Genomic DNA, 6,390 nt, shown 5'->3' on the forward strand with positions numbered 1-6,390 from the left:
ATAATAAAAAGGGTAATCAATAAAACGTGATTTATCCCGTTGAATCAAACCATAAGTCGAAACAACTAAGTCATACTCATCAAACACATCTTCATGACGTTCGAGACCATGAAATACCAAAACGTTTAATTCTGGCGTAAATCGCTTTGCTTCTTCATACCAATTGCCCACCAGGCTTGTTGGCGCAACAATTAAACTGGCCTTGGTTAAACGTCCCTGCTCTTTCTCAACTTGCAGATGGGCTAAAGTCTGTACCGTTTTACCCAAACCCATATCATCGGCTAATACCCCGCCAAAACGGCAAACACGTAAAAATTGCAACCAATTCAATCCTTGATGCTGGTAATCTCGCAAAAGAGTACGCAAACCTTTTGGTGATTCCACCATTGGCAAGTCAGTCATTGTTACTAATTGTCGAAGTTGTTCCCTAAACTTTTCCCCGCCCTGCCAGCGAGCAGAAATTGCCGTCATTGCCCGTTCAGTTTCCTGCATCAGGATTAATTGGTAACGGGTTATTTGTAAGGGTTGGGCATCTTTAATATGACGAGTACCATACTGCAAAAGAAAACGGATCAAGGGTTTAATTCGCCCTAAACTCACTTGCAAGGCCTTCCCTTCCGGTAAACGCAATCTCACTTTTTCATCGTCTGCCAGATTATCAATACTCTCTTTATCAAATCTATCAATAAGCTCTGCAACCAGAGGTACAATACTGACTTGTTTTCCATCGATTAAGATACCTAGTTGGTATGAAAAAATCGTTACCCCGTTCAGTCAGATCGGAAAACCATTCAAACTCATTAGCATCAACAATCTCTTCATAAAAAGGATGAGCAAATTCAATTTCCCATCCCTTCGTTTTCAACAGAGGAATAACCTGACTGTATAAACGAGGCAAATCATCAACGTTATTATAATGAGCCAATATTTTTCAGCATGCAAGTCATAAGGAGAATGCAATTTTTCAGTAAAATGTGCGCTACGAAGTTTAAGAACTTGCTCTACCTCATTATTTTTTCTTTCTCATCAACCATATCGCGCTCGATGGCTACTAAACGCCCATCCTCTTCCCGCATCAGCCTGGTACAAGCATCGTCGGATTTTACTCTTACCCCTTCGTAGTCAAAAAGCACATCAATGACTAAAAGAATTGTATTTAGATTTTGAGCTGTCGACGGAGAAACGTCTAATTCGATTGCATCAAAAATGAGTACAGGTTTGGGTTTAAGAACACGAACCTCTGTATGATCATAAATTTTAGGCAGAGGTAGTTGTGGATAAGTTTCAGCAATTTTCATCGCCATCGCTGGGGCTTGTTGTAAATCAACCACAGGGATAGTTAATATATTTCTTAATTCGCCAGGACTATAAGGGCTATTTAAAGAACCAATGACATGACTATCTTCATCAAAATACAAAAGCCTATCAAGCAATAAAGGGAGTATTTGTTGACCATCCACTTCTAAAATCAGATGTTGCTGACCTGTTGCCTCTAATTGCCAACAAAAATTGGCATTCAATACTTCTCCCAAGGTTACCGACGGTTCTTCATCGGTACTTAGATAAGCTCTTCCAGTAGCCAGAATTTTCTCTATTAAATCACTGTTACGAATGATTAACCGTTCAAACCAACCTTGAACGGCGCATTTCACGAGTAACGAAGTGATAATGTCATTATCTTCCGCAGTGAAGTATTGTTTTTTCCCCTCAGAGATACTATTGAGGATTATTTTTTACCTAAACCGCCTTTTTTAAGACGCTTTGCCATTGCCAGTCTTATTACCATTCGGTGCTCATGACCACCAAACTGTGGCTCAAGCAAATAAACGATCTCATGTGAACTGTCTACGCGCGTTTTTTTACTTCTTTTTCACGTAGAGTTGTTAACCACGTGTTTAACGATTGCTCACGCTTGTTATTTGATGGAGCAGGAATTTCGTAATTTTCTCTAACTTGTAAAGCAAATAAACTGGCTGCGGCATGCTTACAATTAGTCTTATATTGACAACTACAGTGCGCTGATTTTGCCGGCCAGGTTTTCAGATCGATATGAACATCATAAATCTGACCAGAGTGCCCTTTTATACGGGCTTTTAGCAAACCGTCACTGAGACGAATATTGAGTACATGCCCTTTTTGTTGGTACTCTTGACCATGCATCAACACGGCAGGTAAAAAAATATCAGCCATCCGTGATAATGCCTCTTTTAGCATAGGTAATCTTCTATAACAAAATTTAAACGCAATATTATAACGAAGTTGGCTTGTTTTTGATATCGTAGTATACCAATTTCTATTGAACATTATGTTCAAATAACGGGCAATTATGGCCTATAGAGTGAAATTATAACGTCTATAATTAACGACAGAATCAGCCTGATGTTATACACTAAGTTATTTTTATGTCGCGCCTGTATCAAAACCCTATGCCTCAAACATTAACCATTTTGCTTGCTCAACTTAATCCTACCGTTGGTGCAATCGAAACCAACGCCGCAAAAATAATCAGTATTATTCGAACTCAACAAGAACAGCATGATGTGATTCTTTTTCCAGAATTAGTCATTACAGGTTATCCGCCAGAAGATTTACTTTTCGGCAAACGTTGCATCAGCGAGTTGAACAAGCCTTACATACTATTCAGGCAAATACCGGAGACTGTTACGTCATTGTTGGCCATCCCAGTCTGGAAAAAGGAGAGTGCTTTAATGCAGCAAGTGTTTTTATCAAGGTAATCTTATTGCCTGTTACCACAAACAACATTTGCCTAATTATGGAGTTTTTGATGAATTACGTTACTTTACGCCTGGGGCAGCAAATACCTGTATCTTAACGTTAAAAACTATCGCCTGGGCCTCTGCATTTGTGAAGATATCTGGCGAGAAGGCCCCGTTGAGCAATTGATAAGAGAAGGTATTGATGGTCTGCTCTGCATCAATGCCTCTCCTTTTGATTATGAAAAACAAAGCCAACGGGAACGTTTATTACAGAAACATGCACGTCAGGATATTGCCATTTTTTACGTCAATCAGGTAGGTGGCCAAGATGAGCTCGTGTTTGATGGTCAATCGATGGCCTTTGATCAGCAGGGCTCGCTTTGTGCGCGTGCACCCGCTTTTAGTGAGTCATTACAAACCGTTACCCTTCATCAAAAAAAGTAACAGGAAACATAACGCCGCTGCTTGAACCTGATCAATTAATTTATGAAGCCTTAGTCTGTGGTACTCGCGACTATGTTGAGAAAAATGGTTTTCCAGGGGTATTACTTGGTTTATCAGGAGGTATCGATTCCGCTCTGACTTTAGCAATTGCCGTGGATGCTTTAGGTGCTTCTCGGGTCCATGCTGTCATGATGCCGTCTCGTTATACCGCTGATATGAGTCTCGAAGATGCCAAATTGCAATTGCAAGCCTTAGGGGTGTCTAGCACAGTACTCTCTATCGAACCAGCCTTTAAAAGTCTTTTAACGACCTTAGCGCCATCCTTTGCTCAACTGCCTGCAGATACCACCGAAGAAAATTTACAAGCTCGTATTCGAGGCGTGATGTTAATGGCTCTATCCAATAAAACTGGAAAGATGGTTTTAACGACAGGCAACAAAAGTGAAATGTCTGTCGGTTATGCCACCTTATATGGCGACATGGCTGGTGGCTTTGCTGTATTGAAAGATGTTTTGAAAACTCAGGTGTACGCACTGGCTCGCTATCGCAATCGTTTATCGGCAGTCATTCCTGAACGGGTCATTACCCGCCCACCAAGCGCAGAACTTGCGGAAAACCAAACGGATCAAGACAGTTTACCTGACTATGCAATTTTGGATGCAATCATTAAAGCCTATATGGAACATGATCTCGCTGCCGAAGAAATTATCCAAATGGGTTTTCCTGCTACCGATGTCAATAAAGTGATTCGCTTGATAAAGCGAAATGAATACAAACGTCGGCAAGCTGCACCTGGCATTAAAATCAGTCCCAGAGCATTTGGACGTGATTGGCGATACCCAATTACTTCAGGATTTTAAATGAGTCGATATTCAAGCAATGAACCGGTCGATGCCGTGATAACCTGGGTAGATGGTTATGATAAAGTGCATGCAGAAAAACTGGCCTCCTATCTCGCTAAAATAGGCCTTGATAAAAGACCTGAAACGGCCTCTCCCACCCGATTTAATCAACAAGGCGAGCTTGATTACTGTGTTCATTCTTTATTGCGTTTCGCACCTTGGCTACGAACTATTTATATTGTTACCGACGCACAAACCCCTTCTCTGATGAAAACACTTGTCGGTACCCCGCATGAAAACAAAGTCAAACTCATTGATCATCGCGATATTTTTTGGTTTTGAACATTGCCTGCCTACCTTTAACAGCTTGGCGATCGAATCGGCCTTATGGCGAATCAAAGGGTTAGCAAATCATTTTATTTATCTTAATGATGATTGCTTCTTAATTCGCCCGGTTCGCTATGAGGATTTTTTCGTGACAATAAGCTTGTTTTACGAGGCACTTGGAAAACACAGACAGAAAAAAATGGCTAAGTTATTTTAAAAAATTTAAACCGAATGACCATCGAAGAGTGCAAGAAAATAGTGCCCGATTAGCAGGATGGCAAAGGAAGTTTTTCCATCTTCCTCATGCTCCTTTTCCCATAAAGAAAACCACCCTAGAAAATTTTTTCTCCAACAACCGGAATTATTGGCTCAAAATCTCAGCCAGCCACTGCGCGATAAACAGCAATTTTGGCCTGTTTCACTAGCACACCATTTAGAAATTAAAGCAAAAATAGGGTTTTTGATAATTCCTTGGCGACTATTACGATAAATCCCGCTACGCACAGTCTGAATAAAATCAGAAATAAGCTGGCCCAAGCTGATAAAAAAGAATGTAGCCTTTATTTGCATGCAAAGTATGGATACCGCTTCTCAAGCCATCCAAACCATGATGTTTGAATGGCTTGCAAAAAAATTGTTTATTAACCCTATTAAGGTATTAACAATTGGCCTTCATTGCCTGGATACCTCGTACAAGCGAAGGCGCATGAGCGGTTACACCGTAAAAACAGGCGATTCCTTTCTATCCGCTTCTGAGGAAATTTTCGCTGTAGTATTAAATAATCGTGCATGATGCACCAGTTGTCCAGGTATAGTAGGGTTCTCTACAGTAATGGACTCTGGAGATGTTTGCACGTGTTGTTTACCCAGCAAACACTTTTCCAATTCGGAAAGATCTTGGGGTTGAAGAGGAGCAGACGGTTTGTAATTGCCTATAGCGTCAGACAACGCCTCTAATTCATCCTCTCCTAAAGACTCTGGCGTACTAAACCACTGCTCAAAAAGAGGTTTGACCTGATTACATTTATCCAAATCCACTGCAATGGCTTTTTGCAAAGTATCGATATAGAACAATCGCCATTGCTCCTCCAGCTTAGTAACAATAAATGAACCAGGTTTAGAAAGGGTCGCATTGGCCGGTGAAAAATGATTCATCGCCAAGCATAACACTTTCCTTTGCACGTCAGGAGAAGCGACGGTTTGTTTTATAGGCGTTGGGTCTTCTATTGCTTGCTCTTCATGCTGTTGCTTTCCAACGGCCAGGCATCTCTCCAACTCAGACAAATCTTTCAGCTTAAGACGAGCAGCAGGCTTAAAATTAGCGAGTATTTTAGAAAGCTCACTAAGCTGTGTTGCTTTAAGAGCCTCAGGTAAACCAAGCCATTGTGCAAAAAGAGGCTCAACCTGGCTACACTGTGTTAAATCCACTGCGATGGCTTTTTGCAAGGTATCAATATAGAACAACTGCCATTGTTCCTCCTGCTTGGTAACAATAAAGGTGCCCGGTTCATAGGCCGTCGCATTGTCTGCAGAAAAATGATTAACCGCAAAACACAACGATTTATTTTCAACTAAAATCTTATCAGAATTTTTGATACATTCGCGAAGTTTATTTTTTACACTAAGGCTTAATTCTTCCGCTGACTGTCCGCTATTTTCAGCAAGAATTTCATGAAACGTTTCCCAATTATCAGTATTAACCCGCTGATTGACTCCCCCTCGTTGTCTCTGATACAAAACCCAGACACCGGTCTTTGCATCTGGCTCGCGGGTTAATAAATAAGTACCTGTTATAAGCTTATAGGCAGGAACAGCAACTGAATCGTTTGTTGCTATTAACGTGACGCCATGCTGCTTTTGTAACATTTCAAAAATACTGTTCTGTTTATCTTCATCAACTTCACGCCGTACTACAATATGGCGTAAATAAGTTTTCAAGCGTGGCAAATCTTTTTCTTCGAACCCGGTTTTAGAACCTAACCACACGTCAAGTTGTGGGTATTTATATAAAGTTAAAGGATGGTGATTTCCCAAACTATCATACCAAAAAATCTGCATAG

Annotated in this window: 7 protein-coding genes and 1 pseudogene; 3 read left to right on the top strand and 5 right to left on the bottom strand. The window is 40.8% G+C overall.

Annotated features, from left to right (window positions below; genetic code table 11):
- The 4 genes from BN58_RS28920 to BN58_RS28935 all read right to left on the bottom strand — a co-directional run.
- Positions 1-636: SNF2-related protein (locus tag BN58_RS28920; RefSeq protein WP_232220697.1), on the bottom strand; the 636-nt coding region annotated here is incomplete at its 3' end.
- Positions 637-682: 46 nt separating this feature from the next.
- Positions 683-925, bottom strand: a complete 243-nt coding sequence (locus tag BN58_RS28925) for a hypothetical protein (protein ID WP_019217596.1) — start codon at positions 923-925, stop codon at positions 683-685.
- Between the two features lie 76 nt (positions 926-1,001).
- Complete coding sequence (locus tag BN58_RS28930; protein ID WP_019217597.1) at positions 1,002-1,652, bottom strand: hypothetical protein; 651 nt, start codon at positions 1,650-1,652, stop codon at positions 1,002-1,004.
- A gap of 193 nt (positions 1,653-1,845) precedes the next feature.
- Entirely contained in the window at positions 1,846-2,190 is a 345-nt protein-coding gene (locus tag BN58_RS28935) for an SWIM zinc finger family protein (protein ID WP_019217598.1), read from the bottom strand.
- A gap of 236 nt (positions 2,191-2,426) precedes the next feature.
- On the opposite strand from BN58_RS28935, the pseudogene BN58_RS26150 reads away from it, so the two are divergent.
- The 3 genes and pseudogenes from BN58_RS26150 (at position 2,427) to BN58_RS37950 (ending at position 4,547) form a co-directional block, all read left to right on the top strand.
- Positions 2,427-4,021 (top strand): annotated as a pseudogene (locus tag BN58_RS26150) (NAD+ synthase).
- Positions 4,022-4,345: a Stealth CR1 domain-containing protein gene (locus tag BN58_RS28940; RefSeq protein WP_019217602.1), complete on the top strand. Its 324-nt coding sequence runs from the start codon at positions 4,022-4,024 to the stop codon at positions 4,343-4,345.
- On the top strand, positions 4,296-4,547 hold the full coding sequence (locus BN58_RS37950; protein WP_083852230.1) for a hypothetical protein: 252 nt from the start codon (positions 4,296-4,298) through the stop codon (positions 4,545-4,547). The genes BN58_RS28940 and BN58_RS37950 overlap by 50 nt, the downstream gene beginning before the upstream one ends.
- 497 nt (positions 4,548-5,044) lie before the next feature.
- Here BN58_RS37950 and BN58_RS15560 read toward each other — a convergent pair.
- The coding region (locus BN58_RS15560) for a hypothetical protein (protein WP_019217604.1) at positions 5,045-6,390 on the bottom strand (1,346 nt) is incomplete at its 5' end.

The sequence above is a fragment of the Legionella tunisiensis genome, assembly GCF_000308315.1.
GTDB lineage: Bacteria > Pseudomonadota > Gammaproteobacteria > Legionellales > Legionellaceae > Tatlockia > Tatlockia tunisiensis.